General features: G+C 57.9%; 20 protein-coding genes and 3 tRNA genes. 2 read left to right on the top strand and 21 right to left on the bottom strand.

Annotated elements, in window-relative coordinates:
- Positions 1-43: 43 nt before the first annotated feature.
- The gene (locus IB245_RS12265) at positions 44-1087 is read left to right on the top strand and encodes a hypothetical protein (protein WP_192227695.1); all 1044 of its coding nucleotides are present in this window, start codon (positions 44-46) and stop codon (positions 1085-1087) included.
- A gap of 7 nt (positions 1088-1094) precedes the next feature.
- Here IB245_RS12265 and IB245_RS12260 read toward each other — a convergent pair.
- The 16 genes from IB245_RS12260 to rlmE all read right to left on the bottom strand — a co-directional run bounded on the left by IB245_RS12260 (position 1095) and on the right by rlmE (position 16607).
- Positions 1095-1170 (bottom strand) — tRNA-Thr (locus IB245_RS12260).
- A gap of 139 nt (positions 1171-1309) precedes the next feature.
- A complete protein-coding gene (gene pnp, locus IB245_RS12255) occupies positions 1310-3415 on the bottom strand; it encodes a polyribonucleotide nucleotidyltransferase (protein WP_008024453.1) in 2106 nt (701 codons plus the stop codon).
- Between the two features lie 196 nt (positions 3416-3611).
- A complete protein-coding gene (gene rpsO / locus IB245_RS12250) occupies positions 3612-3881 on the bottom strand; it encodes a 30S ribosomal protein S15 (protein WP_003177875.1) in 270 nt (89 codons plus the stop codon).
- Positions 3882-3998: 117 nt separating this feature from the next.
- Positions 3999-4916 (bottom strand): tRNA pseudouridine(55) synthase TruB, encoded by a 918-nt coding sequence (gene truB, locus IB245_RS12245; protein WP_192227694.1) that lies wholly within the window; start codon positions 4914-4916, stop codon positions 3999-4001.
- Between the two features lie 3 nt (positions 4917-4919).
- Positions 4920-5321 carry a 30S ribosome-binding factor RbfA gene (rbfA, locus tag IB245_RS12240; protein WP_008024456.1) on the bottom strand — a complete coding sequence of 134 codons (402 nt, stop codon included), beginning with the start codon at positions 5319-5321 and terminating at the stop codon, positions 4920-4922.
- A gap of 159 nt (positions 5322-5480) precedes the next feature.
- Positions 5481-8009 (bottom strand): translation initiation factor IF-2, encoded by a 2529-nt coding sequence (gene infB, locus IB245_RS12235; protein WP_008024457.1) that lies wholly within the window; start codon positions 8007-8009, stop codon positions 5481-5483.
- 27 nt (positions 8010-8036) lie between these two features.
- Positions 8037-9518 (bottom strand): transcription termination factor NusA, encoded by a 1482-nt coding sequence (gene nusA, locus IB245_RS12230; RefSeq protein WP_008024459.1) that lies wholly within the window; start codon positions 9516-9518, stop codon positions 8037-8039.
- Between the two features lie 47 nt (positions 9519-9565).
- On the bottom strand, positions 9566-10024 hold the full coding sequence (gene rimP, locus IB245_RS12225; RefSeq protein ID WP_032828556.1) for a ribosome maturation factor RimP: 459 nt from the start codon (positions 10022-10024) through the stop codon (positions 9566-9568).
- A gap of 138 nt (positions 10025-10162) precedes the next feature.
- Positions 10163-10239: transfer RNA gene (locus IB245_RS12220), tRNA-Met, on the bottom strand.
- 96 nt (positions 10240-10335) lie between these two features.
- A tRNA-Leu gene (locus tag IB245_RS12215) sits at positions 10336-10421 on the bottom strand.
- A 22-nt stretch (positions 10422-10443) separates the two neighbouring features.
- Positions 10444-10827, bottom strand: a complete 384-nt coding sequence (gene secG / locus IB245_RS12210) for a preprotein translocase subunit SecG (RefSeq protein ID WP_017336473.1) — start codon at positions 10825-10827, stop codon at positions 10444-10446.
- 4 nt (positions 10828-10831) lie between these two features.
- Positions 10832-11584, bottom strand: a complete 753-nt coding sequence (gene tpiA / locus IB245_RS12205) for a triose-phosphate isomerase (RefSeq protein WP_008024463.1) — start codon at positions 11582-11584, stop codon at positions 10832-10834.
- A 66-nt stretch (positions 11585-11650) separates the two neighbouring features.
- The gene (gene glmM / locus IB245_RS12200; protein ID WP_192227693.1) at positions 11651-12988 is read right to left on the bottom strand and encodes a phosphoglucosamine mutase; all 1338 of its coding nucleotides are present in this window, start codon (positions 12986-12988) and stop codon (positions 11651-11653) included.
- Positions 12989-13004: 16 nt separating this feature from the next.
- The gene (gene folP / locus IB245_RS12195) at positions 13005-13856 is read right to left on the bottom strand and encodes a dihydropteroate synthase (RefSeq protein ID WP_192227692.1); all 852 of its coding nucleotides are present in this window, start codon (positions 13854-13856) and stop codon (positions 13005-13007) included.
- Positions 13857-13864: 8 nt separating this feature from the next.
- The gene (ftsH, locus tag IB245_RS12190; protein WP_032828773.1) at positions 13865-15775 is read right to left on the bottom strand and encodes an ATP-dependent zinc metalloprotease FtsH; all 1911 of its coding nucleotides are present in this window, start codon (positions 15773-15775) and stop codon (positions 13865-13867) included.
- 202 nt (positions 15776-15977) lie between these two features.
- Positions 15978-16607 (bottom strand): 23S rRNA (uridine(2552)-2'-O)-methyltransferase RlmE, encoded by a 630-nt coding sequence (rlmE, locus tag IB245_RS12185; RefSeq protein ID WP_192227691.1) that lies wholly within the window; start codon positions 16605-16607, stop codon positions 15978-15980.
- A gap of 101 nt (positions 16608-16708) precedes the next feature.
- On the opposite strand from rlmE, the gene IB245_RS12180 reads away from it, so the two are divergent.
- Complete coding sequence (locus IB245_RS12180; protein ID WP_007942889.1) at positions 16709-17017, top strand: YhbY family RNA-binding protein; 309 nt, start codon at positions 16709-16711, stop codon at positions 17015-17017.
- 9 nt (positions 17018-17026) lie between these two features.
- On the opposite strand, the gene IB245_RS12175 is transcribed toward IB245_RS12180, so the two are convergent.
- The 5 genes from IB245_RS12175 to dapB form a co-directional block, all read right to left on the bottom strand.
- Complete coding sequence (locus IB245_RS12175; protein WP_192227690.1) at positions 17027-17431, bottom strand: MFS transporter; 405 nt, start codon at positions 17429-17431, stop codon at positions 17027-17029.
- Positions 17432-17459: 28 nt separating this feature from the next.
- Entirely contained in the window at positions 17460-17936 is a 477-nt protein-coding gene (gene greA, locus IB245_RS12170) for a transcription elongation factor GreA (RefSeq protein ID WP_008029775.1), read from the bottom strand.
- Positions 17933-21154 (bottom strand): carbamoyl-phosphate synthase large subunit, encoded by a 3222-nt coding sequence (gene carB / locus IB245_RS12165; RefSeq protein ID WP_008029777.1) that lies wholly within the window; start codon positions 21152-21154, stop codon positions 17933-17935. The genes greA and carB overlap by 4 nt, the downstream gene beginning before the upstream one ends.
- A 118-nt stretch (positions 21155-21272) precedes the next feature.
- Positions 21273-22409, bottom strand: a complete 1137-nt coding sequence (gene carA, locus IB245_RS12160) for a glutamine-hydrolyzing carbamoyl-phosphate synthase small subunit (protein ID WP_008029779.1) — start codon at positions 22407-22409, stop codon at positions 21273-21275.
- A 259-nt stretch (positions 22410-22668) separates the two neighbouring features.
- The gene (gene dapB, locus IB245_RS12155) at positions 22669-23475 is read right to left on the bottom strand and encodes a 4-hydroxy-tetrahydrodipicolinate reductase (RefSeq protein WP_008036522.1); all 807 of its coding nucleotides are present in this window, start codon (positions 23473-23475) and stop codon (positions 22669-22671) included.
- Positions 23476-23479 lie beyond the last annotated feature (4 nt).

Below are 23479 nucleotides of genomic sequence, written 5' to 3'. Positions count from 1 at the left end.
CATAGCGATGTGCCATCTAGGCACTTCACAAGGAACTCAGGTGATGCGCATTTTCAAGAAGCTTCCGTCTACCCTGTTGGCAACAGGCATGGCCGCCCTTTTTCTTGGCAACATGGCAATGGCCAATACGGCCCAAGCCGGTCTGGAGTTCGCCTCAGACAACCCTTCCTCCACCGACAGCTTCCTCGTCTTTCACAGACTGTATGGTAAAGACGTCATGGTCAGGAGCAATCTCAGTGTCGAGGGTGTGGAAACACTGCAACGCACCGCTAAAACCAACACGGATGACATCAAGGAACTCAAGAATCTCCTCGAAGCGCAGGCTCGTCTCATCGAGGAACTCAAGCGCAACAACGGAACAAGCTCCAGTTCGAGTGCCAGTGAGATAACCAACCTCAAACGCACTGCCACCGAACAGGACAAGGACCTGAAAGAACTCACCAAGCAATTGGAGGAGTTCAAACGCAACAGTGGTTCGAGTTCCAGCTCCAGTTCCAGCGAAGTGGCCAACCTCAAGCGCACGCTCACTGAACAGGAAACCGGCCTGAGAAACCTCGCCAAAGCAGTGGACGAACTCAAGCGCAACAGCAGCTCGAACTCCGGTTCAAGCGCCAGTTCCAGCGAAGTGAGCGACCTCAAGCGCACGGTCAGTGAACAGGACAACGGCCTGAAAAACCTTGCTAAAGCGGTGGACGATCTCAAGCGCAGCAGCAGCTCGAATTCCGGCTCAAGCGCCAGTTCCAGCGAAGTGAGCGACCTCAAGCGCACGGTCAGTGAACAGGACAACAGCCTGAAAAAGCTCGCCAGCCAAATGGACGATCTCAAGCGCAGCAGCGGCTCGAACTCCAGTTCAAGCTCCAGCTCCAGCTCCAGCGAAGTGAGCGACCTCAAGCGCACCGTCAGCGCACAGGACAACGACTTGAAAAGGCTCGCCAGTCAGGTGGAAGACTTGAAGCGTAGCGCCGGGTCGAGCTCCAGCGCGAGTTCCAGCGACCTGTCCAACCTCAAGCGGGACGTCAGCAATCAGGACAGCCAACTGGATCAGCTGAAACGTGCCGTGGATGATCTGAGAAGCAAGGTGAAATAACAGGGGATGGTGCCCGAGACAGGAATCGAACCTGCGACCTTCGCGTTACGAGTGCGCTGCTCTACCGGCTGAGCTACACGGGCGGTGAGCTAAACCTAGCATCGAGATTGGAAGCGGGCAAATCCACAAACCGTTTCCAGTTTTCGCAGACAAAAAAATGCCCCGCAGTTTTCACTGCGGGGCATTTTTTATAACGTTGAAGCGGTCAGGCGTGGGGAGTGATTAAACGCCCGAAGCCTTGGCTGCTGCTACGTCTTTGATGGAGAGCTTGATACGGCCGCGGTTGTCCACGTCCAGTACCAGCACTTCCACTTCCTGGCCTTCTTTCAGGATGTCGGTCACTTTCTCAACGCGAGCATCGCTCAGCATCGAGATGTGAACCAGACCGTCCTTGCCCGGCAGGATGTTGACGAATGCGCCGAAGTCGACGATGCGCTCAACTTTACCGACGTAGATCTTGCCGATTTCAGCTTCTGCGGTGATGCCCAGAACGCGCTGACGTGCTGCTTCAGCCGCTTCCTTGGTTTCGCCGAAGATCTTGATCGAGCCGTCGTCTTCGATATCGATCGAAGCTTTGGTCTCTTCACAGATCGCACGAATGGTCGCGCCGCCTTTACCGATGACATCACGGATTTTGTCGGTGTCGATTTTCATCGCGATCATGGTCGGAGCGTTTTCCGACAGCTCGGTACGCGACTGGCCAATGATCTGGTTCATCTGACCGAGGATGTTCAGGCGCGCTTCCAGGGCTTGGCCCAGAGCGATCTCCATGATTTCTTCGGTGATGCCTTTGATCTTGATGTCCATCTGCAGCGCGGTAACACCTTTGGCGGTACCAGCTACTTTGAAGTCCATGTCGCCGAGGTGGTCTTCGTCACCCAGGATGTCGGTCAGGACAGCGAATTTCTCGCCTTCTTTAACCAGACCCATCGCGATACCGGCAACCGGTGCCTTCATCGGAACGCCAGCGTCCATCAGGGCCAGGGAAGCGCCGCAGACCGAAGCCATGGAGCTCGAACCGTTGGATTCGGTGATTTCCGATACAACACGGATGGTGTACGGGAACACGTCGGCAGCAGGCAGCATGGCCTGAACCGAACGACGGGCCAGACGGCCGTGACCGATTTCGCGACGACCAGCGCCACCCATGCGACCACACTCACCTACCGAGAACGGAGGGAAGTTGTAGTGCAGCATGAACGGGTCTTTTTTCTCGCCTTCCAGGGTGTCCAGCAGTTGTGCGTCACGGGCGGTGCCCAGTGTTGCAACGACCAGAGCCTGGGTTTCGCCACGGGTGAACAGAGCCGAACCGTGGGTCTTTGGCAGAACACCGACTTCGATGTTCAAAGGACGTACGGTCTTGGTGTCGCGGCCGTCGATACGTGGCTTGCCGTTTACGATGTTTTCGCGAACGGTGCGGTATTCGATTTCGCCGAAAGCAGCTTTGACTTCGCTGGAAGAAGGCTGGCCTTCTTCACCGGACAGCTTGGCAACAACCTGATCCTTCAGCTCACCCAGGCGAGCGTAACGGTCGGCCTTGATGGTGATGGTGTAAGCCTGGGAGATCGCGTCGCCGAACTCGGCACGGATAGCGCCCAGCAGAGCAGTGGCTTCTGGCTGTGGAGCCCAGGTCCAGGTCGGCTTGGCAGCTTCGGCGGCCAGTTCCTTGACGGCGTTGATCACCACCTGGAACTCGTCGTGAGCAAACAGTACCGCGCCCAGCATCTGGTCTTCGGTCAGCTCTTTGGCTTCCGATTCAACCATCAGAACGGCTTCCGAAGTACCGGCAACGACCATGTCCAGGCTCGATGCTTTCAGTTGTTCGTAAGTCGGGTTCAGCAGGTAGCCGGTGCTTTCGTGGAACGCAACGCGGGCAGCGCCGATCGGGCCATCGAAAGGAATGCCGGAGATGGCCAGCGCAGCCGAGGTACCGATCATCGCAGCGATGTCCGGATCGGTCTTTTTGCTGGTGGAAACGACGGTGCAGACTACCTGCACTTCGTTCATGAAGCCTTCCGGGAACAGCGGACGGATCGGACGGTCGATCAGTCGGGAAGTCAGGGTTTCTTTCTCGGAAGGACGGCCTTCGCGCTTGAAGAAACCGCCAGGGATCTTACCGGCAGCGTAAGTCTTTTCCTGGTAGTGAACGGACAGAGGGAAGAAGCCCTTGCCTGGATCGGCTTGCTTGGCACCGACTACGGTCACCAATACGCTGACGTCGTCGTCAACGGTGACCAATACTGCGCCGGAGGCCTGACGGGCGATACGGCCAGTCTCGAGGGTAACGGTCGACTGACCGAACTGGAATTTTTTGATTACCGGGTTCACGGTGTCCTACCTTCTTTTGTGGCTCTTGGGGAACTTGTCTTCTTGCGAAATTCTTGGGCAATGTCGGGAATCGGCCCAACGCCTGTCCAGGGTAAAACGGTGTATCCAGATAAAACTTGAGGCTGGGAGCCTGCCATGCACCAGCGGGAAACCCACTGATGCACGGCAGACAACCAACCTCTAGCGCAATCGCTTATTAGCGACGCAGACCCAGGCGACCGATCAGAGTCTGATAACGACCCAGATCCTTGCCTTTCAGGTAGTCCAGCAGCTTACGACGCTGGTTTACCATGCGGATCAGACCACGACGGGAGTGGTGATCTTTACCGTTGGCCTTGAAGTGACCTTGCAGCTTGTTGATGTTGTGGGTCAGCAGTGCAACTTGCACTTCTGGCGAACCAGTGTCACCAACAGCTTGCTGGTAGTCAGCTACGATTTGAGCTTTTTCTTGAACGTCGAGAGCCATGAGGCAATCCTTTTATCAGGAAACTGTTTCAAAGAAACAGTTTCAACAGGCCAGGGACAAATCCCTGTATCTAAAAATGAGTAGTGACCGTGCCTGTTAACAGCCACCCTCGTCCGGTCATTCTGACCGAATCAATCGACGCGGCGCGATGCGCCCGTCTTCGCTCACTTCACCGATACCGATGAAGCGACCATTGTGATCCTGTACCCGTACCATGCCGAACTTCGGAGCATCCGGGGCGCGAACCGGCTGGCCGTTGAGCCAGTAGAACGCGCTCGCTTCCGAGAACTGCAGCAGTGGCCAATCCAGCAGGCCGCTGTCCGATGGCATCAGGAAGCGGTCGACCGCTTCGTTGCCGCCTTCGGCATGTACCGCTTCCAGCTCTTCAAGCGTGACAGTCTGCGCCAGCGTGAAAGGCCCGGCCTGGGTACGTCGCAATTCAGCAACGTAAGCGCCACAACCGAGTTGCTCACCGATATCCTCCACCAGGGTGCGGATATAGGTGCCTTTGCTGCAATCCACCGCAAGCCGCGCAGTATCACCTTCAAAGGCCAGCAATTCCAAGCGCGCAATAGTAACAGAACGCGGTTCGCGCTCCACTACTTCGCCTGCACGTGCCAGCTTGTACAGCGGCTGGCCATCACGCTTGAGCGCCGAGTACATCGGCGGTATCTGACTGATTTGCCCACGAAATTTCGGCAGTACCGCTTCGACATCGGATCGACCAACGGTCACCGGGCGCTCCAGCAAAACTTCACCTTCGGCATCCGCCGTGGTGGTGGTTTTGCCCAGTTGCGCCAGGGTTTCATAACCCTTGTCGGAATCGAGCAGGTATTGCGAGAACTTGGTCGCCTCACCGAAGCACAACGGCAACACGCCGGTGGCCAGCGGATCAAGACTGCCGGTGTGCCCGGCCTTCTCTGCGTTCAGCAACCAGCGAACCTTCTGCAACGCCGCGTTGGAAGTGAACCCCAGCGGTTTGTCGAGCAGGATAATGCCGCTGACGTTACGACGGATACGTTTGACCTGAGCCACCGATTACTCCTTGGTGTCTTCGACTTCTGCCGCAACCGGGTGCTGATTGTCTTCAGCCACCGCACGCTCGATCAGGGCCGACAGGTGCGCACCACGCACGACGCTTTCGTCGTAGTGGAAGTGCAACTGCGGAACGCTGCGCAACTTCATTTCGCGGGCCAACTGCATGCGCAGGAAACCGGCGGCGGAGTTGAGCACCTTGATGCTTTGCGCGATATCTTCGGCGCTGTCCTGACCCATCACGGTGATGAAAATCTTGGCGTGACCGACGTCACGACTGACTTCAACAGCGGTAATGGTGACCAGGCCTACGCGCGGGTCTTTGACTTCACGACGGATCAGTTGTGCCAGCTCACGCTGCATCTGATCGCCGATACGCTGGGTACGGCTATATTCTTTTGCCATGTCTTGTTACCTGTTACTGCCTCACGGTGAAACCCGTGGGGTCTGAAAGCGGCAAACGCCCGGCCTGACAAAAGCCAGACCGGGCGTTGCGTTTAGAGTCCTGACGCTGTGCCGCGCATTTGCATGCAGCGGCCCATCGTGGCCCTTGAAGTGCGCGAGTTAGAGGCTGCGAGCAACCTGAACCTTCTCGAAGACTTCGATCTTGTCACCGACTTTGACGTCGTTGTAGCTCTTCACGCCGATACCGCATTCCATGCCGGCACGTACTTCGGAAGCGTCATCCTTGAAGCGGCGCAGGGATTCCAGCTCGCCTTCGAAGATAACGATGTCTTCACGCAGTACACGGATTGGACGGTTACGGTGAACAACACCTTCGATAACCATGCAACCGGCGATCGCGCCAAACTTCGGCGAACGGAACACGTCACGCACTTCGGCCACACCCAGGATGTTCTCGCGAACATCACTGCCGAGCATACCGGTCAGGGCTTTCTTGACGTCTTCGATGATGTCGTAGATCACGTTGTAGTAACGCATATCCAGACCTTCCTGCTCGACGATCTTGCGAGCGCCGGCATCGGCACGCACGTTGAAGCCGAACAGTACAGCGTTGGAGGCCAGTGCCAGGTTAGCGTCGGACTCGGTGATACCACCGACACCGCCACCGACAACACGCACTTGCACTTCGTCGTTACCCAGGCCATTCAAGGCACCGTTCAACGCTTCCAGCGAACCACGGACGTCGGATTTGAGGACGATGTTGAGCGTCTTCTTCTCTTCCTGACCCATGTTCTCGAAGATGTTTTCAAGCTTGCCGGCGTGAGCACGGGCCAGCTTGACTTCGCGGAACTTGCCTTGACGGAACAGAGCCACTTCACGGGCTTTCTTCTCGTCGGCAACCACGCTCATCTCGTCGCCAGCATCCGGCGTACCGTCCAGGCCGAGGATCTCGACAGGGATGGAAGGACCGGCTTCTTTGATTGGCTTGCCGTTCTCGTCGAGCATGGCACGTACACGGCCATAGTTCGAACCGACCAGGACCATGTCGCCTTGGCGCAGGGTACCGTCTTGAACCAGAACGGTAGCAACCGGGCCACGACCTTTGTCGAGACGCGATTCAACCACAACGCCACGACCCGGAGCCGACGGAGTTGCTTTCAGTTCGAGAACTTCAGCTTGCAGCAGAACAGCTTCGAGCAACTCGTCCACGCCAGTACCGACTTTCGCCGAAACCGATACGAACGGGGTGTCGCCGCCCCACTCTTCCGAAGTCACGCCGTGAACCGACAGTTCGCTACGGATGCGATCGAGATCGGCGCCCGGCTTGTCGATTTTGTTCACAGCTACAACCAGCGGAACACCGGCAGCCTTGGCGTGCTGAACGGCTTCAACGGTCTGCGGCATCACGCCGTCGTCCGCTGCAACCACCAGGATCACGATGTCGGTCGCCTTGGCACCACGAGCACGCATGGCGGTAAACGCGGCGTGACCTGGGGTGTCGAGGAAGGTGACCATGCCGCGTTCGGTTTCAACGTGGTACGCGCCGATGTGCTGGGTGATACCGCCGGCTTCGCCAGCAGCAACCTTGGCACGACGGATGTAGTCGAGCAGCGAGGTCTTACCGTGGTCAACGTGGCCCATTACGGTCACGACCGGAGCACGGGAGAACGCTTCACCTTCAAACTTCAGGGACTCGGCCAGGGAATCTTCCAGGGCGGTGTCGCTGACCAGGGTCACTTTGTGGCCCAGCTCTTCGGCAACCAGTTGGGCAGTTTCCTGATCCAGTACCTGGTTGATGGTCGCTGGGGTACCCAGTTTGAACATGAACTTGATGATTTCAGCTGCCTTGACCGACATCTGCTGGGCAAGATCGCCAACAGTGATGGTCTCGCCGATCTTCACTTCGCGCACTACAGGGCCGGTTGGGCTCTGGAAACCGTGAGCGTTGCGTTTCTTCAGCTTGGCCTTGCCGCGACCACCACGACGGAAGCCATCGCTTTCTTCGTCGGTAGTACGTGGCGCAACACGTGGAGCAGGCGCTTTCTCTTTAACCGAAGCACGATGCGGAGCGTTTTTGCGCTCGCCATCGCCACTGCCACGACGATTGTTATCGTCGGCACGTGGTTTGTCCGGACGGCGCTGTTCGTTCTGCTTGTTGCGAACGTCAGCAGACGGAGCTGGAGCAGCTGCAACCACCGGAGCGCTTTCACGCACTGGCTCGGCAACGGCAACCGGCGCCGCAACAGCGTCGTTGGTAGCGGTTTGCGCAGCAGCAGGCTGGCGACGCGCTTCTTCTTCGGCGCGACGCTTGGCTTCTTCTTCAGCCTTCTGACGAGCAGCATTTTCTACTGCGCGACGTTCATCCAGTTCGCGTTTGCGCTCGGCTTCGATTTCTTCCGGGCTGCGTTGTACGAAAACTTTCTTTTTACGGACTTCAACACTGATGCTTTTGCTGCCAGCAACACGCAGGGTGCTGGTGGTTTTACGCTGCAGTGTGATCTTGCGTGGTTCTTCCACTTTCGCCTTGTGGCTGCTTTTCAAGTGAGTCAGCAAAGATTGCTTCTCACTGTCAGTCACATGTTCTTCGGCGGCGGTGTGCGGCAGACCTGCCTCACGCATCTGCTGCAACAGGCGCTCTACCGGTGTTTTGACCTCATCGGCCAGTTGTTTCACCGTGACTTGCGTCATGCACTTCTCTCCTCAGGCCGCGCCTAATTACTCGAACCAGTGGGCTCGGGCGGCCATGATCAACTTGCCGGCACGATCATCGTCAATGCCGTCGATGTCGAGCAGGTCGTCAATAGACTGCTCGGCCAGGTCTTCGCGGGTAATTACGCCGCGCACCGCCAGTTCCATCGCCAAATCCTTGTCCATACCCTCAAGCGAGAGCAGGTCTTCGGCCGGATGGGCGTCTGCCAGCTTTTCCTCAGTAGCGATGGCTTTGGTCAACAAACGATCCTTGGCACGAGCGCGAAGCTCGTTGACGGTTTCTTCGTCAAAGCCGTCGATGTTGAGCATTTCTTCCAACGGTACGTAGGCAATCTCTTCCAGGCTGGTGAAGCCTTCATCTACCAGCACCTGTGCCAGGTCTTCGTCGACTTCCAGCTCGTCGATGAAGTTGCGCAGGATGTCGCCGGTTTCTGCTTGCTGCTTAGCCTGGATGTCCGATTCGGTCATCACGTTCAGGGTCCAGCCAGTCAACTGGCTAGCCAGACGCACGTTCTGACCACCGCGACCGATGGCCTGAGCCAGATTGTCTGCGCCAACGGCGATGTCCATTGCATGGGCATCTTCGTCAACGATAATTGCCGCAACCTCAGCCGGGGACATGGCGTTGATTACGAACTGAGCCGGGTTGTCGTCCCACAGGACGATATCAACACGCTCACCGCCCAACTCACCCGACACTGCCTGGACGCGCGAACCGCGCATACCGATGCAAGCGCCCTGCGGGTCGATGCGTTTGTCCTTGGAGCGGACCGCGATCTTGGCGCGCGAACCCGGGTCACGGGAGGCAGCCATTACTTCGATCAGGCCTTCAGCGATTTCCGGCACTTCGATGCGGAACAACTCGATCAGCATTTCCGGCGCGGTACGCGACAGGATCAGCTGCGGGCCGCGGTTCTCGGTGCGGATTTCCTTGAGCAGCGCACGCAGACGCACGCCAACCCGGAAGGTTTCGCGAGAGATGATGTCTTCACGAGCCAGCAACGCTTCAGCGTTGTTGCCCAGGTCGACGATCACATTGTCGCGGGTCACTTTCTTCACGGTGCCGGAGATGATTTCCCCCAGGCGCTCGCGATAGGCGTCAACGACTTGAGCGCGCTCGGCTTCGCGAACTTTCTGCACGATGACTTGCTTGGCAGTCTGTGCAGCAATGCGGCCGAACTCGATGGATTCGATTTTTTCTTCGACTACATCACCAACCTGGGCACCAGGATGCGTTTCGGCAACCTTGCTCGGCCAGGTTTCGATGGCCGGATCGTCCAGATCTGCTTCTTCGACAACCGTCCAGCGACGGAAGGTCTCGTAAGCACCGGTGTGGCGATTGATTTCCACACGCAGATCGACTTCGTCCTCGAAACGCTTTTTGGTAGCAGTGGCCAGAGCCAGCTCCAGCGCTTCAAAAATTACGTTTGCCGGTACGCCCTTTTCATTGGATACCGACTCAACAACCAGCAGTACTTCTTTGCTCATCGTACGCCTCGCCTTTCGCAAGCCATTGGATCCGCGGGATCCGCGTCTCAGTCAAAACTGGGAATAATGTTGGCCTTGTCGATCATATCGATCGGCAACAGGAACTCGTGGTCTTCTACCTGCACCACGACATCCTGCTCTTCTACACCGCGCAGAAGGCCCTGAAAGTTGCGTCGCCCTTCAAAAGGCGAGCGCAGCCTGATCTTCACTTGTTCACCGGCAAATTTTGCAAACTGCTCAATAGTGAACAGCGGGCGTTCCATGCCAGGCGAGGAAACTTCAAGGGTGTACTCAACGGCGATTGGATCTTCAACATCCAGGACACCGCTGATCTGACGGCTGACGATGGCGCAATCGTCCACCAGCACGCCGCCTTCTTTATCAATATAAACGCGCAACATTGAGTGGCGACCTTGAGCCGAAAACTCAATACCCCAGCATTCATAGCCTAGGGCCACGACCACCGGGGCCAACAAGGCCTGCAACTCTTCTAGCTTGCTCGACACCTGAACCCCCTCGTGCATGTATGTGCATGCTATGCAAAATAAAAAAATGGGCGAAACGCCCATCCTTGAAACGCCGTCGAACAGCGGCGTAGAAAGTGTCCAGCTAACAAAAAGCCCCTTAAAAGGGGCTCCTTAAACTGGTTGCGGGGGCCGGATTTGAACCGACGACCTTCGGGTTATGAGCCCGACGAGCTACCAGACTGCTCCACCCCGCGACAAAGCTGGGGCGGAAGTATACGACCGATCCCTGACAGGGTCAATGTAACCTTCCACCTACAAGAAAGCCCGCAACAGCGGGCTCTCCTGATAATTGGTACCGAGAAGGGGACTCGAACCCCTACACCCTATGGGCACAACCACCTCAAGGTTGCGTGTCTACCAATTCCACCACCTCGGCAATACTACGTTTGAAACCCTTCTTACTTTTGCTCTTGAGCTGGAGGTACGTCAGTCGCTGGAGTAGCCGACTTTTGCTCTTGAAGCACCGGTACATCATCAGAAGCCGGTTGTTGCTTTGGAACTTCCAACACTGCTGGATTTGGCAAACCTACTTGAGTCAGCTGGTGAGCCTTCTCTTTAGCAAAGTAACCTAACCCTAAGCTGGTTATGAAGAAACCGGCGGCAAGTATAGCAGTAAACTTACTAAGAAAGGTAGAGGAACCTTGGCTTCCGAACACAGTATTTGAAGCACCTGCTCCGAAAGACGCGCCAGCATCCGCACCCTTACCCTGCTGCAGCAATACCAGAGCAACTACGCCCAATGCACCCAGCAGATGAAAAACGACTACGACTGTTTCCAGCATTTTTTCAGTTTCCCGCGGCGCGAATAATCGCACCGAACTCATCTGCATTCAGGGAAGCTCCACCAATGAGCCCCCCATCGATATCCGGCATGCCGAACAGTTCGACCGCATTGGCCGCCTTCACGCTGCCGCCGTATAGAAGCCGCACACCTTGTGCGACCTCAGAATTCTCTGCCGCCAACTGAGCGCGAATGGCTGCGTGCACATCCTGCGCCTGTTGTGGCGAAGCAGTCAGCCCGGTACCAATGGCCCAGACCGGTTCGTAAGCAATGACTGCATTTGCAAAAGCACCAACACCCAGCTCCTCAATGATACTGCCAAGCTGACGCCCGACAACCTCAAGAGTTTTCCCAGCTTCGCGTTGCTCCAGGGTCTCCCCTATACACAACACTGGAATCAAGCCACATGCCTGTGCCGCTGCGAACTTGCGAATCAGCATTCCGTCCTGCTCGCCCATTTGGCGGCGCTCGGAATGCCCGACAAGTACAAAGGTACAACCTGCATCCACCAACTGACTCGGTGCAACTTCGCCGGTCAAAGCGCCTTGCATGGATTCCACTGCAGAGTTCTGCGCGCCGACCGAAATCGACTTGCCTTTCAAACCTTCAATCACTTGATTGATATGCAGGAAAGGCGGGAATACCGCGACATCAACACCGCTCGGCAAGGCCAAATGACTCAGGCCGTTGATCAGCTCAGCGACGCTGGCGCGGGTACCGTGCATCTTCCAGTTACCAGCTACCATAGGGCGACGCATGCTGTACCTCGTCGGTCAAAGTGGGCGCAGATGTTACCCAACACAATCATGGCTGGCAAGCCGAATTCAGGCAGAAACTTCAGTAACCAGTTTTGCCAGCTCTTCGGCGTAGCCGCGAACCTGTGTTTCGTCCTCGCCTTCGACCATGACACGCACCAACGGCTCGGTGCCGGACTTGCGCAACAGCACGCGCCCACGCCCGGCCATGGCCTTGGTAACGCGCTCGCTGGCCTCTTTGACCGACGGATGATCCAGCGGGCTCGCACCGCCACTGAAACGCACGTTGATCAGCACCTGAGGACACTTGCGCAGCGACTGACGGGCTTGAGCCAGCCCTTCGGAGCGAGTCTGCAATGCCATCAGCACCTGCAATGCGGCAATGATCGCATCACCGGTGGTGGTGTGATTGAAGCAGACGATATGACCCGAGTTCTCGCCACCGACCAGCCAATTGCGTTCCAGCAGATCCGCGATCACATAACGGTCACCGACGTTGGCGCGCACAAACGGAATCGACAGATCTGCCAGGGCCAGCTCCAGCCCCAGGTTACTCATCAATGTTCCGACCACACCGCCTTTCAGCAGATCACGCTCATGCAAGTCGCGGGCGATGATGAACAGCAGCTCGTCACCATCGACAACAGCACCCGTGTGATCGACCATCAGGACCCGGTCGCCATCACCATCGAACGCAATACCGAGATCAGCATGTTCGGCAAGAACGGCAGCCTGCAACTGACCCATATGGGTCGAACCGCAGTTGTCATTGATGTTCAGGCCGTTTGGCTGCGCTGAAAGCACAACAACCTCGGCGCCCAACTCGCGGAACACACTCGGTGCCACTTTGTAGGTCGCACCGTGAGCGCAATCGATCACGATCTTCAGGCCCGTAAAGCTGGTGCCGGTCGGCACGCTGCTCTTGCAGAATTCAATATAACGGCCCGAAGCATCGTTGATTCGCGACACTTTGCCGATCTTGCTCGACTCAACCACGGTCATCGGGGTGTCGAGCAACTCTTCGATCATATGCTCGACTTCATCCGGCAGCTTGGTGCCCTTGCCGGAGAAAAACTTGATGCCGTTGTCATCGTGAGGATTGTGCGAGGCACTGATCACGATGCCTGCTTCGGCATGGAACGTACGTGTCAGGTAGGCGATGGCCGGCGTCGGCATCGGGCCCAGGAGCATCACGTCGGCACCCGCCGAAGTCAGCCCGGCCTCGAGCGCCGATTCGAACATGTATCCCGAGATCCGGGTGTCCTTGCCTACCAACACTTTGCAGGCGCCCATTTTGCGGAACGCCATGCCCGCAGCCCAGCCGAGCTTGAGCATGAATTCAGGGGTAATCGGGTACACGCCGACCCGACCACGAATACCGTCGGTGCCAAAATATTTCTTAGTCATAAGTGCTCCATCATTCTTATTCGGCTGATTCCACTGCGGCAATCATCCGCACCACATCGACGGTTTCGGCCACATCATGGACGCGCAATATACGCGCCCCCTTGAATGAAGCCAGCGCCGCGAGTGCCAAACCGCCATGCAGTCGCTCACCGACCGGGCGATTCAAGGCCTGACCTATCATGCTCTTTCGCGAAACCCCGACCAACAGGGGCCGCCCCAAGGCATGCAGGACTTCCATATGTTTGAACAAGCTCAGGTTGTGCTGCAAGGTTTTGGCGAAGCCGAAACCCGGATCCAGGATGATCCGCTCAGCCGGAATTCCGACTGACGCACACTGCGCCATGCGCTCGACAAGAAACTCGCCGACCTCTCGGGTGACATCCTGATAATGCGGATTGTCCTGCATGTCGCCCGGCTCACCGAGCATATGCATCAGACAGACCGGCAGGCCAGTGGCGGCCGCCGCATCCAGAGCGCCCTCTCGACGCAACGAGCGGACGTCATTGATCAAACCCGCACCCAGCCGCGCCGCTTCACGCATGACCGCTGGCGTGGAAGTATCGACCGAGATAATCACATCCAGCTCGCGGTTGATGCGCTCGACGATTGGCGCTACGCGCTCCAGTTCTTCGAGCGGCGAAACCGCCCTGGCACCGGGCCGGGTCGACTCACCACCGACATCAATCAGCGTCGCACCGGCCAGCACCATGGCTTCGGCGTGGCGCAAGGCCGCATCGAGCTGGCTGTATTGGCCGCCATCGGAAAAGGAATCAGGGGTGACATTGAGAATGCCCATGACATGCGTCTGGGCCAAATCAAGAACCCGGTTGCCGCAAGGCAACCGGGTCGAGGACTGAACAGAAGTCATTTCAAACCTTAAACGTCAGCAGCCGGACCGCCGATCGGAGTTTCCGGGCGCTCATCCTGCACCACCGGAGGCGTTCCGGAGGTACCGGTGCCGCCCGACCAGTCGCGAGGTTCGCGAGGCGTACGACCCGCCATGATGTCGTCGATCTGATCGGCATCGATCGTTTCGTACTTCATCAGGGCATCAGCCATGGCGTCGAGCTTGTCACGGTTATCCGTGAGGATCTGTTTGGCCGTGCCGTAGCACTGATCAATGATGCTGCGCACTTCGGAGTCGATCAGTTTGGCTGTCTCACCGGAGAAGCTTGCACTCTGACCACCGCCGCCGCGACCGAGGAACACTTCGCCCTCTTCTTCGGCGTACATCAACGGACCGAGTTTCTCCGACAGACCCCACTTGGTCACCATGTTCCGTGCAATCTGACTGGCACGCATGATGTCGTTGGATGCACCGGTGGTGACACCGTCAAAGCCCAAAGTCATCTCTTCAGCGATACGGCCGCCGTACAGCGAGCAGATCTGGCTTATCAACGCACGCTTGGACAGGCTGTAGCGATCTTCTTCCGGCAGGAACATGGTCACACCCAGCGCACGACCGCGCGGGATGATCGACACTTTGTAGACCGGGTCATGCTCAGGCACGACGCGACCAACAATGGCATGGCCTGCTTCGTGATAGGCGGTGTTCTGCTTCTCTTTCTCGGACATGACCATGGATTTGCGCTCGGCGCCCATCATGATCTTGTCTTTCGCCAGTTCGAATTCTTTCATCTCGACAATGCGCTTGCCGGTACGGGCGGCGAACAGCGACGCCTCGTTCACCAGGTTGGCGAGGTCGGCACCGGAGAAACCAGGAGTACCACGAGCGATCACGGCCGGAGCGACGTCGTCACCCATTGGCACTTTGCGCATGTGGACCTTGAGAATTTGCTCGCGACCGCGGATATCCGGCAGCCCGACCACAACCTGACGGTCGAAACGGCCCGGACGCAGCAACGCAGGGTCCAGTACGTCCGGACGGTTGGTTGCAGCGATGACGATGATGCCGTCATTCATTTCGAAGCCGTCCATCTCTACCAGCAACTGGTTGAGAGTCTGCTCGCGCTCATCGTGACCACCGCCCATGCCGGCGCCACGGTGGCGACCGACGGCGTCGATTTCATCGATGAAGATGATGCATGGCGCGTGTTTTTTGGCTTGCTCGAACATGTCGCGAACACGGCTGGCACCGACACCGACGAACATTTCGACAAAGTCGGAACCGGAAATGGTGAAGAACGGCACCTTGGCTTCACCGGCAATTGCCTTGGCCAGCAAGGTTTTACCGGTACCCGGAGGACCGACCATCAGCACGCCGCGAGGAATGCGGCCGCCCAGACGCTGGAACTTGCCCGGATCGCGGAGGAATTCGACCAGCTCGCCGACTTCTTCCTTGGCTTCGTCGCAACCGGCAACGTCAGCCAGGGTAGTTTTCACCTGGTCTTCGGAGAGCAGGCGCGCCTTGCTCTTGCCGAAGCTCATCGGCCCGCCCTTGCCTCCGGCACCGCCCTGCATCTGCCGCATGAAGAACATGAACACGGCGATGATCACCAGGATCGGGAAGCTCGCGACCAGCAGTTGAGTCCAGATGCTTTGCTGCTCAGGCTGCTTGCCTTCGACTACCACGTGGTTGTCCACGAGATCGCCGATCAGACCGTTGTCCTGGATCGCAGGACGAATGGTCTTGAAGCTGTCGCCATCGTTGCGCTTACCGGTAATCACATAGCCATCAACGGCTACGCGCTCGACCTTGCCATCCTTGACCTGCTGGATGAAGTCGGAATAGTTGAGGGTCTGCGGCTCGTTAGGGCTGGAGAAGTTGTTCATCACTGTCACCAGGACAGCCGCGATGATCAACCACAGGATCAGATTCTTTGCCATATCGTTCAATTAACTACCCTCTGAAGCAAGCGCCGCTAATGGCGCGCGCTTCGCATGATATTCACCGGCCTAACTTACTACATTACCTACAACACTGGCAGGCGCCGTCTGTAACCCTTTGTGAAACACTTCCTACACAATATTCGCTAATTCCCACAAGGCGAAATACGAAAAACCTATCGCCCTGCAAAAAAACCTCGATTTACTCACTACGACCGCGGTAGCCCCAAGCCAGCATGTATTGCTCGCGGGAACTGCCACGGGAAGAGTCCGGCTTGATCATCTGGACCTTGTCGAATTTCTGACGAGCGTCCTTCACGTAAGCATCAAACCCTTCGCCCTGAAACACCTTGATCACGAAATTACCACCCGGCTTGAGTATCCGGGCAGCCAGATCAAGAGCCAGCTCACATAGAAACATGGCTTTTGGCATGTCCACTTCAGGCGTACCACTCATATTGGGGGCCATATCGGAAATCACAAGGTCCACCTGCGAATTACCGACGGCCTCAAGGATCTGAGCGAGCACTTTGTCCTCGGTGAAGTCACCCTGGATGAAAGTCACGTCCGGAATGCTGTCCATTTCCAGGATGTCCGAGGCGATCAGACGCCCCTGACCACCGATCAGCCGACTGGTGACCTGCGACCAGCCGCCGGGCGCCGCCCCCAGGTCGACAACGCTCATACCCGGACGGATCAGCTTGTATTTCTCCTGGACCTCCAGAAGCTTGTAACTCGCACGCGAGCGGTAACCATCCTTCTGCGCCTGCTTCACATAGGGATCGTTGACATGTCTTTTCAGCCAACCAAGGCTTGTCTTGGAACGCGCCATTGGGCACCTCGATGATAAGGGTCGTGATTAGTTGGGCGGATCCACGAACCCTCGGGTAAAATGGCCGCCATTTTACAGAATCCAGACGAAAGGGTCAGATTATGCCGCTCACTCAAGAGCAGAAGAAACAGTACAAATCCATTGGCCACCATCTGAAACCAGTTTTGATTGTGGCTGACAACGGTCTGACTGAAGGTGTGCTAGCCGAACTTGAACGCGCTTTGGCGGATCACGAGCTGATCAAGATCAAGCTCAACATCCTCGATCGCGAATCGCGCCTGGCGTCCATTGCAGAACTCTGCAAGGTCGGCAAAGCGGATCTGGTTCAAGTCATCGGCAAGATGGCACTGATTTACCGCAAGAACTTCAGCGTCAACAAGCAGCTGTCGAACGTCCATCGCTTCAAGTGATGGCAAGGGTCAAGGGTGTGCTTCGCGCACCCTGCCGCTCCATCCCGGTACCGGCTGCAAGACCAGCACCAGCCCGGAAAAGCCCAGAACAAGGTAGCTGAACACCTGCCAACGCACTGCATCCGGCCAGCCGACACGCACCGCGAAAAACATCGCGCACGCATACAGCGCCATCATCAGCAGTTGCCCGCGAATATCGCGCCATAGACTGGCAAGGCCCTCGGCCTGAACCAGCACCAAAGCCTGAAAAATTACACACGCCGAGGCGAAACCCACCATCAGCGCATTCAGCATGCCTGCAATTTCTTCGATCAGCAGCGGCGCCAGGCCAATTTGGCCCAGCACCGGCAGCAGACCGATGTGTAACAGCCACAAGCCGCCGACCCACAACATCTGAGTCAGCTGCCAAAGCATGGCGCCCGCACGCAGCGGGCGCCTTCTTTCAGATGTGGCGGACTTCGACAATCTCGTACTCGATAACGCCACCCGGCGTTTTCACAGCAACCACATCACCCTCTTCCTTGGCAATCAAGGCACGGGCCAATGGCGAACCTACCGAAATCTTGCCGAGTTTGAAGTCAGCCTCGTCCTCACCCACGATGTGGTAAGTGACGCGCTCATCGGTCTCGACGTTGGCGATTTCAACGGTGGTGCCGAAAATCACTTTACCGGTGTGAGGAATGCTCGTGACGTCGATGATGACCTGATTCTGAATCCGGCCTTCGATGTCACGAATCCGCGCCTCGACCATACCTTGCTGCTCGCGAGCAGCGTGGTATTCGGCGTTTTCCTTCAAGTCACCCAATTCCCGGGCCGTACCGATGTCCTGGCTGAGCTTCGGACGGACGACCTTGGTCAGGTGGGCGTGTTCTTCTTCCAGGGCTTTCGCGCCCTGGACGGTCATTGGGTACTTGATCATGCCTTCAATCCTGCGTGTAGATCCTGCAAGCGGCGTACGGTCTTCTCGGGACCGAACTTCAGCGCTTCGCAGATGGCTTCGCCAGCAGCAATGGTGGTGGTGCAGTAGATTTTGTGCTGCAAGGCATTACGACGAATGGAGTACGAGTCAGCAATCGACTGGCGACCTTCGGTGGTGTTGATGATCAGGGTGACTTCGTCGTTCTTGATCATGTCGACCACGTGCGGACGACCTTCAGTCACCTTGTTCACACGGCGCACTTTCAGGCCTGCGGCTTCGATCAGCTTGGCAGTACCGGCAGTGGCAACCACTTCGAAGCCCAAGTTGATCAGATCACGGGCCACGCCTGCAACCAGTGGCTTGTCGTCGTCACGCACGCTGATGAACGCGGTACCGCCGGTCGGCAGCACTTCGCTGGCGCCCATCTGAGCCTTGGCGAACGCTTCGCCGAAGGTGTCGCCCACGCCCATCACTTCACCGGTGGACTTCATCTCTGGGCCCAGGATCGGGTCCACGCCAGGGAATTTGGCGAACGGGAAGACCGCCTCTTTCACACTGTAGAAGTTCGGGATGATTTCTTTGGTGAAGCCGATTTCTTTCAGGGTTTTACCGGCCATGACGCGTGCCGCGATCATTGCCAGGGAAACACCGATGCACTTGGACACGAACGGTACGGTACGGGAAGCGCGCGGGTTGACTTCGATGACGTAGATGTCTTCGCCTTGCAGCGCCAACTGAACGTTCATCAGGCCGACAACGCCCAGCTCCAGGGCCATTTTCTTGACCTGTTCGCGCATCTCGTCCTGGATGTGCGCAGGCAGCGAGTACGGCGGCAGGGAGCATGCGGAGTCACCGGAGTGAACACCGGCCTGCTCGATGTGCTGCATGATCGCGCCGATCACCACGTCGGTGCCGTCGCAGACCGCATCCACGTCCATTTCGATGGCGCAGTTGAGGAAGTGGTCGAGCAGCACCGGGCTGTCGTTGGACACTTTCACTGCGTCACGCAGGTAGCGCTTGAGTTCTTCTTCTTCGTAGACGATTTCCATCGCACGGCCGCCCAGTACGTAGGACGGACGAACCACCAGCGGGTAGCCGATCTTGGCCGCGGCACGAATCGCTTCGTCTTCGCTGCGCACGGTGGCGTTTGGCGGCTGACGCAGGTTCAGACGCTCAACCATTTGCTGGAAGCGCTCACGGTCTTCGGCACGGTCGATGGCGTCAGGGCTGGTGCCGATGATCGGCACGCCGGCTTCTTCCAGGGCACGAGCCAGTTTCAGTGGAGTCTGGCCGCCGTACTGGACGATCACACCTTTTGGCTTCTCGACCCGGCAGATTTCCAGCACGTCTTCCAGGGTTACTGGTTCGAAGTACAGGCGATCGGAGGTGTCGTAGTCGGTGGAAACCGTTTCCGGGTTGCAGTTGACCATGATGGTCTCGTAACCGTCTTCGCGCAGGGCCAGTGCCGCGTGTACGCAGCAGTAGTCGAACTCGATGCCCTGGCCGATACGGTTTGGACCGCCGCCGAGGATCATGATCTTGTCGCGGCCCGACGGCGCGGCTTCGCACTCTTCCTCGTAAGTCGAGTACATGTAGGCGGTGTCGGTGGCGAACTCGGCAGCGCAGGTGTCAACGCGCTTGTAGACCGGGAAGATCTCCAGCTTGTGACGGTGGCGACGCAACGCTTTTTCGGTCACGCCCAGCAGCTTGGCCAGACGCATGTCCGAGAAGCCTTTGCGCTTGAGCTTGAACATCAGGTCGCGGTCGATGCTGGCCAGACCCAGGGTCTTGACCTTCTCTTCTTCCTTGATCAGATCTTCGATCTGTACCAGGAACCACGGGTCGATCATGTTCATGCCGAAGATGTCTTCGACCGACAGGCCGGCGCGGAAGGCGTCAGCCACGTACCAGATGCGCTCGGCGCCCGGCACGGTCAGTTCGCGCTTGAGGATGCTCATGCTTTCCGGGTTGCCCAGGTCGAGCTTCTCGTCCAGGCCGCAAACGCCCACTTCCAGGCCGCGCAGGGCTTTCTGCAGGGATTCCTGGAAGGTCCGGCCGATGGCCATGACTTCACCGACCGACTTCATTTGAGTGGTCAGGCGTGCGTCGGCTTTCGGGAATTTCTCGAAAGCGAAACGTGGCAGCTTGGTGACGACGTAGTCGATCGACGGCTCGAACGACGCCGGAGTAGCGCCCCCGGTGATTTCGTTCTGCAGCTCGTCCAGGGTATAGCCGATCGCCAGCTTGGCAGCGATACGCGCAATCGGGAAACCGGTGGCTTTCGAGGCCAGGGCCGAGGAACGGGATACCCGCGGGTTCATCTCGATAACGACCATACGACCAGTGTCCGGGCAGATGCCGAACTGAACGTTGGAACCGCCGGTTTCCACGCCGATCTCGCGCAGTACCGCCAGGGAGGCGTTACGCATGATCTGGTATTCCTTGTCCGTCAGGGTCTGTGCCGGCGCAACAGTGATCGAGTCACCGGTGTGCACGCCCATCGGGTCAAAGTTTTCAATGGAGCAGACGATGATGCAGTTGTCCTTCTTATCGCGGACAACCTCCATCTCGTATTCTTTCCAGCCGATCAGGGATTCGTCGATCAGCAGCTCTTTGGTCGGCGACAGGTCCAGACCACGGGCGCAGATTTCTTCGAACTCTTCACGGTTGTAAGCGATACCGCCGCCGGTGCCGCCCATGGTGAAGGACGGACGGATGATGCACGGGAAGCCCAGGCGCTCAAGAACGGCGTTGGCCTCTTCCATGCTGTGGGCGATACCCGAACGCGGGCAGTCCAGGCCGATGGATTTCATCGCCTTGTCGAAACGCGAACGGTCTTCAGCCTTGTCGATGGTGTCAGCGTTGGCGCCGATCATCTCTACGCCGAACTTCTCCAGAACGCCTTCGCGCTCCAGGTCCAGTGCGCAGTTCAGAGCGGTCTGGCCGCCCATGGTTGGCAGCAGCGCGTCCGGACGCTCTTTCTCGATGATCTTGGCAACGGTCTGCCATTTGATCGGTTCGATGTAGGTGGCGTCGGCCATGTCCGGGTCGGTCATGATGGTCGCTGGGTTGGAGTTCACCAGGATGACGCGGTAACCCTCTTCGCGCAGGGCTTTGCAGGCCTGGGCGCCGGAGTAGTCGAATTCGCAGGCCTGGCCGATAACGATCGGGCCAGCGCCGAGAATCAGGATGCTTTTAATGTCTGTACGTTTTGGCATGGGTTTGTCACTCAAATCCGCAGGTCAGTCGGCAAGCCGTCTTGTTCAATCCTTGAAGCCTTGAGGGGGCCGCCGATGTCGGGACCGCCCTCAAGCTTTGCTGCATCAAGGCGAGCGATCAGCGTCGCTTGGCCATTTCGTTGATGAAGCGATCGAACAATGGCGCTACGTCGTTCGGGCCAGGGCTGGCTTCCGGGTGACCCTGGAAGCTGAAGGCGCTCTTGTCGGTACGCTCGATGCCTTGCAGGGTGCCGTCGAACAGCGATTTGTGAATCGCACGAACGTTGGCTGGCAGGGTCGCTTCGTCTACGGCAAAACCGTGGTTCTGGCTGGTGATCATCACCACGCCGCTGTCCAGATCCTGGACCGGGTGGTTGGCACCGTGGTGGCCGTGGCCCATTTTCAGGGTCTTGGCGCCGGAGGCCAGGGCCAGCAGTTGGTGACCGAGGCAGATGCCGAATACCGGAATCTCGGTTTCCAGCACATCCTTGATCGCCTGGATCGCGTAGTCGCAAGGCTCCGGGTCGCCAGGGCCGTTGGACAGGAACACGCCGTCCGGCTTCATCGCCAGCACGTCAGCGGCAGGCGTTTGCGCCGGCACCACGGTCACACGGCAACCGCGCTCGACCAGCATGCGCAGGATGTTGAGCTTGACGCCGTAGTCGTAGGCAACCACGTGGTACGGCAGCTCGGAAGCGTCGATGGTCGCGTGGCTGTCGGTTTTCAACTCCCAGACAGTCGAGCGCCACTCGTAGGTTTCCTTGGTGCTGACGACTTTCGCCAGGTCCATGCCTTTGAGGCCCGGGAAGCCTTGAGCCGCGGCGATGGCCGCTTCTTCGGAAATGTTGTCACCGGCCATGATGCAGCCGTTCTGCGCGCCTTTCTCACGCAGGATGCGCGTCAGGCGGCGGGTGTCGATACCGGCGATTGCCACAACGTTGTTGGCTTTCAGGTAGTCGGACAGGGACATCGTGTTACGCCAGTTGCTCGCAACCAGCGGCAGGTCACGGATGACCAGGCCAGCGGACCAGACGCGATCGGACTCGGCGTCTTCCGGCGTGGTGCCGGTGTTGCCGATGTGCGGGTAAGTCAGGGTAACGATCTGTTGGGCGTAGGAAGGATCGGTAAGGATTTCCTGATAGCCGGTCATTGCGGTGTTAAACACCACCTCACCAACGGTTTGACCGTCGGCTCCAATGGCTTCGCCGCGAAAAATGCTGCCATCAGCAAGGGCGAGTATGGCTGGCTTAGTCAAGAAGACCTCCCGTAAATAAAGCCTGAAAGGGCGATCGCAGGTTGTAAAAAAGCGGAGTGACGTATGGACACGTCACCCCGCTTCTTCACTGAATTATTCTGCGCGCTTTTAGTGGACACACTAAAGCTGTAGCTTACAGAAAAAGGCTTTTTTGGTCTACCGCCAATGAGCCCTAAAGGCCGGAGAATGCGACAGGACGTCGCTTGGCGTAATAAAACCGGGCCCAAACGCAATGTTGGAACCCGGTTTCGGCTGCATCTTAACGCAGGTCGAGCACGTCTTGCATGTCGTAGAGGCCAGGCTCACGACTGTCCAGCCACAACGCCGCACGCACAGCGCCCTTGGCGAAGGTCATGCGACTGGACGCTTTATGCGTGATTTCCAGGCGCTCGCCCTCACAGGCGAACAGCACGGTGTGATCACCGACCACATCACCGCCGCGCACAGTGGCAAAACCGATCGTTTCACGCTCGCGCACACCGGTGTGGCCTTCACGCCCGTAGACCGCGACCTTCTGCAGGTCACGATCCAGCGCACTGGCAATTACCTCACCCATACGCAGGGCGGTGCCGGAAGGCGCATCGATCTTGTGCCGATGATGAGCTTCGATGATTTCGATGTCTGCATCATCACCCAGCACGCGCGCAGCCATGTCGAGCAGCTTCAGCGACAGGTTCACACCAACACTGAAGTTGGCCGCGAACACGATAGGAATGTCCTTGCCCGCCTCGGCCAGCAACTGCTTCTGCGCAGCATCGAGCCCCGTCGTGCCGATGACCATGGCTTTGCCCGCCTTGCGGCAGAACGCCAGGTTTTTCAGCATGACTTCCGGCAGCGTGAAATCGATCAACACATCGAATTCATCCGCGACCGCATCCAGATTACCGGACAACGGCACACCGATACGCCCCAGCGAAGCCAGCTCGCCAGCATCCACGCCAATCAGCGTGCTGCCAGGGCGCACGATGGCGGCTGTCAGACCCGTCAGCGGTGCGCGTTGCTGCACCGCTTCGACCAGGATCTTGCCCATGCGGCCAGCGGCGCCCATCACAGCTATACGTCGCATGCTC

Origin of the sequence: Pseudomonas sp. PDM02, assembly GCF_014852285.1 — a bacterium.
In the GTDB taxonomy this organism is placed as follows: domain Bacteria; phylum Pseudomonadota; class Gammaproteobacteria; order Pseudomonadales; family Pseudomonadaceae; genus Aquipseudomonas; species Aquipseudomonas migulae.
This window is presented reverse-complemented; position numbering and strand designations above follow the sequence as displayed.

Coding starts and splice junctions, on each gene's coding strand:
- IB245_RS12265 (WP_192227695.1), top strand. CDS start 44: ATGCGCATTTTCAAGAAGCTTCCGTCTACCCTGTTGGCAACAGGCATG.
- greA (WP_008029775.1), bottom strand. CDS start 17,936: ATGATCAAGTACCCAATGACCGTCCAGGGCGCGAAAGCCCTGGAAGAA.
- ftsH (WP_032828773.1), bottom strand. CDS start 15,775: ATGGCAAAGAATCTGATCCTGTGGTTGATCATCGCGGCTGTCCTGGTG.
- dapB (WP_008036522.1), bottom strand. CDS start 23,475: ATGCGACGTATAGCTGTGATGGGCGCCGCTGGCCGCATGGGCAAGATC.
- rlmE (WP_192227691.1), bottom strand. CDS start 16,607: ATGGCGCGTTCCAAGACAAGCCTTGGTTGGCTGAAAAGACATGTCAAC.
- nusA (WP_008024459.1), bottom strand. CDS start 9,518: ATGAGCAAAGAAGTACTGCTGGTTGTTGAGTCGGTATCCAATGAAAAG.
- glmM (WP_192227693.1), bottom strand. CDS start 12,988: ATGACTAAGAAATATTTTGGCACCGACGGTATTCGTGGTCGGGTCGGC.
- secG (WP_017336473.1), bottom strand. CDS start 10,827: ATGCTGGAAACAGTCGTAGTCGTTTTTCATCTGCTGGGTGCATTGGGC.
- carB (WP_008029777.1), bottom strand. CDS start 21,154: ATGCCAAAACGTACAGACATTAAAAGCATCCTGATTCTCGGCGCTGGC.
- folP (WP_192227692.1), bottom strand. CDS start 13,856: ATGACTTCTGTTCAGTCCTCGACCCGGTTGCCTTGCGGCAACCGGGTT.
- IB245_RS12180 (WP_007942889.1), top strand. CDS start 16,709: ATGCCGCTCACTCAAGAGCAGAAGAAACAGTACAAATCCATTGGCCAC.
- IB245_RS12175 (WP_192227690.1), bottom strand. CDS start 17,431: ATGCTTTGGCAGCTGACTCAGATGTTGTGGGTCGGCGGCTTGTGGCTG.
- rbfA (WP_008024456.1), bottom strand. CDS start 5,321: ATGGCAAAAGAATATAGCCGTACCCAGCGTATCGGCGATCAGATGCAG.
- rpsO (WP_003177875.1), bottom strand. CDS start 3,881: ATGGCTCTCGACGTTCAAGAAAAAGCTCAAATCGTAGCTGACTACCAG.
- infB (WP_008024457.1), bottom strand. CDS start 8,009: ATGACGCAAGTCACGGTGAAACAACTGGCCGATGAGGTCAAAACACCG.
- tpiA (WP_008024463.1), bottom strand. CDS start 11,584: ATGCGTCGCCCTATGGTAGCTGGTAACTGGAAGATGCACGGTACCCGC.